Genomic DNA, 3,057 nt, shown 5'->3' on the forward strand with positions numbered 1-3,057 from the left:
TGCATGTATACGCTGCATGGGCGCTTTTGGGGGTTGTGTTTCTTCATGCGGGTGCTGCGGTGCTTCAATCAATGCGGACACCGGGATTTATAGCTCGACGGATGGGGTTTGGGGGAGCGGGTCGCAAGCAAAGTGGAGCCATGGAGCCGCGCCAATGAGTCGCAGCTGTCGACCCGAAGAGGACTTCAGCCGCTACAGCCCCCGCAGCACACCGAAGGCATGCGCACGATGTCGTCGGGAAGGAGCCGGTAGCCGGCGTGCGAGAATGCGAGCAGCAGCTCCACGGCGAGCGCGCTGGTCGAGCAGCGCAGCTGCCCGGTGACCACGTCGCGATCGACGAGCATGGCGGGGTCGAGGTCCAGCAGGTGGTGCGCCAGGATGGCGAGATCGACCCGTCGCTCGCCCACCCGGATGACGTATTCCATCGCAAGGCTCCTGAAGCGGATGCGCCGCCCTGGGGCGGCGCATCGGGTCGGCTTACTTGGTGACGACCAGCTTGCCCTTCATCAGCGTGGAGTGGCCGGGGAAGCTGCAGAAGAAGCTGTAGTCACCGCCGGCAGTGAGCTTCTTGCCGGGGAAGGTGATCTTGGTCTTCTGCCCGCCGCCGATCAGCGACGTGTGCGCGATCACGCGGGCATCGCTCGCTTGCACATAGGCGCCGGCCGCGCCGGCCTTCATGCCATCGCGCGCGACGCCGGCCAGGTCGGCGGTCTTCGACACGACCACGTTGTGGCCCATCGCGGTGACCGGCAGCTTGCCGCTGTGGGTCAGCTCGATGGTGATGGTGGGGCAGCTGGCGGAGACGGTGGCCTCCTTCAGGTCGAACTTCATCGCGTCATCGCCCTTCAGGCTGACGGTGCAGTTGCCGGCCGCCTGGGCCATGCCGGCGGCGCTGAGTAGGGCGATGGTGGCGAACGTGCGGGAGAGTTTCAWGGTGTGGCTCCTTGGAGGGAAAAGCAGGATCGGGAGGGGTGTGGGTGCCATGTCATCACGGCTCGGCGAGCAGCGCCTTGATCTGGATCAGGAAGGCGGGGTCGGCGGCAGCGCCTGTCACTTCGCTGCGGGCGCGCACCCGGCCCTCGGCGTCGAGCAGCACCAGCACGCTGGTGTGGTTGATGCTGCCGTCGTCGCGGAACCGATAGCGCACGTCCAGCACGCTGGCGATCGCGCGGACATCGTTGTTGTACGGTGTCAGGAACTGCCAGTCCTGCGGAACACGATGGCGCTGCGCGACCTCGCGCATCGCCGCCGGCGTATCGCGCGCCGGATCCAGGCTGAGCATGACGATGCCAAGCTTCTTGCGTTCAGTCGCCGACAGCTGCTTCTGCGCGCTCTTGGCGTTCTCGATGATCAGCGGGCACATCAGGTGRCAGTTCGTGTAGAACATCGACACCAGCCGCGGCTGTCCGCGCAGCGACGCCCACGCCACGGGCGCACCTTCCGCGTCCTGCGTGCCGGCTTGCAGGTGGTAGACCGAATCGCCAGGCAGCGACTGCGCGTGCAGCGGCGCGGCGACCACCAGCAGAATGGAGAGGAACAGGGAAGTGATCTTCATGGCGTGCTCCTTGCACAGCGGAAGCCGAGGTTGCCCAGCGTGGCGTCGGGTGGCAGCGCGGACAGCAGCACGAAGCGCTTCACCACGCCGTAGTCGCCGGGATCGTTGAAGCTCATGGCGGTCGCGCCGCAGTAGCGCAACGCGTCGCCGTCCTGCTGGCCGCGGCGGTCGCCATCGCCCAGCAGCGAGGCGACGTCCTCGCTCCACTCCCAGTGCGCGCCGTGCAGGTCGTGGATGCCGTAAGCATTCGCGGGCGCGTCGGGCACCGCATCGATGGCGTGCGGCGTGCCGTCGTTGACCTGGCGCATCCGCCACGCAGTATCGTGGCGCGCGTCACGACGCGTGGCGTCAGCCGCCGCTGCGTATTCCCATTCGACGAAGCGTGGCAGCCGCGCCTGCTGCGCGCGGCAATAGGCGTCGGCGGCATACCAGTTGACGTGCACGACCGGTGCATCGGGATCCAGCGCCGGACCAGGCGCCCCTGCCGTGGCCCAGTGGCCGAGATAGCCCGGGCTGGCGAACACGGCGGGGATGCGGTCGCGCCGCCATTGCGGCTGGCGGGCGACGAACGTGGCGAATTCGCGGTTGCTGACAGGACGTTCCATCAGCGAGAACGAGGCCACCCGCACCACGCGGGTGGTCTCTTCGAAACGTACCGAAGAACGAAAGTCGCCACCCTCGATCCACCGGTAGCCGCCGCCGGCATCGCCGGCGACGGCGAGTGCCGACGCCAGGGCGAGCAGGAAGAGCGTGGCGGTCGGGGGCAGCGTCCGTTTCATCCGTGCCTCACTTGCTGCCCGCGGGCTTGGCTTCGGGGTACTCGATGTCGTGCTGCTGGCCCGTGTAGATGTCGGGGTTCTTGTCGCCCTCCACCTTCAGGATGCCCAGCGAGCCCTTGTGGAACGTGCGGAAGATGCTGTGGTCCACCAGCACGAAGTTGCCCGGCACGTCCGCCTTGAACTCGACCATCGCCGAGCCGCCCGCCGGAATCAGCGTGGTCTGCACGTTCTCCTGGTACTTGCTGCCGCCCTCGGTCCAGACCTTGTCGAAGATCTCGCCGATCACGTGGAAGCTGGAGACCAGGTTCGGCCCGCCATTGCCGACGAACATGCGGATCGTCTCGCCGGCCTTGGCCTTCAGCGCGTTGTCGCCCTGCAGCGCATCCACCGAGCCGTTGAACACCACGTAGGTCGGGTGCTCGTCGATCGCCTTCTCCAGGCTGAAGGGCTGCAGGCCCGGTTCGCCGTACGCGCCTTCGGTGTAGAAGTCGCCCTGCACCACGTAGAACTCCTTGTCGACCGGCGGCAGGCCTTCTTCCGGCTCCACCAGGATCAGGCCGTACATGCCGTTGGCGATGTGCATGCCCACCGGCGCCATCGCGCAGTGGTAGATGTACAGGCCGGGGTTCATCGCCTTGAACGAGAACTGCGTTTCCTTGCCCGGCAGGGTGAAGGTGGCTTCCGCGCCGCCGCCCTGGCCGGTGACGGCATGCAGGTCGATGT

The 3,057-nt window shown here is 67.0% G+C and carries 5 protein-coding genes; all 5 read right to left on the reverse strand.

Annotated elements, in window-relative coordinates:
* Nucleotides 1-185 precede the first annotated feature (185 nt).
* Nucleotides 186-425, reverse strand: coding sequence for a hypothetical protein (locus AC04L7_RS15450; RefSeq protein WP_435996456.1), 240 nt, complete (start codon nucleotides 423-425; stop codon nucleotides 186-188).
* Between the two features lie 52 nt (nucleotides 426-477).
* A complete protein-coding gene (gene azu / locus AC04L7_RS15455; RefSeq protein ID WP_475513347.1) occupies nucleotides 478-984 on the reverse strand; it encodes an azurin in 507 nt (168 codons plus the stop codon).
* A 4-nt stretch (nucleotides 985-988) separates the two neighbouring features.
* A complete protein-coding gene (locus AC04L7_RS15460) occupies nucleotides 989-1,555 on the reverse strand; it encodes an SCO family protein (protein WP_435996460.1) in 567 nt (188 codons plus the stop codon).
* Complete coding sequence (locus tag AC04L7_RS15465; RefSeq protein WP_435996462.1) at nucleotides 1,552-2,334, reverse strand: formylglycine-generating enzyme family protein; 783 nt, start codon at nucleotides 2,332-2,334, stop codon at nucleotides 1,552-1,554. Before AC04L7_RS15465 ends, AC04L7_RS15460 begins: the two co-directional genes overlap by 4 nt.
* 7 nt (nucleotides 2,335-2,341) lie before the next feature.
* On the reverse strand, nucleotides 2,342-3,057 hold a 716-nt coding region (locus AC04L7_RS15470), incomplete at its 5' end, for a multicopper oxidase domain-containing protein (RefSeq protein ID WP_475513348.1).

The organism is Pseudoxanthomonas sp. LjRoot204_2 (genome assembly GCF_056175765.1).

Bases quoted from the DNA above. Each gene is read 5' to 3' on its own strand.
- AC04L7_RS15450 (WP_435996456.1), bottom strand. From the start codon at position 425: ATGGAATACGTCATCCGGGTGGGCGAGCGACGGGTCGATCTCGCCATC.
- AC04L7_RS15465 (WP_435996462.1), bottom strand. From the start codon at position 2,334: ATGAAACGGACGCTGCCCCCGACCGCCACGCTCTTCCTGCTCGCCCTG.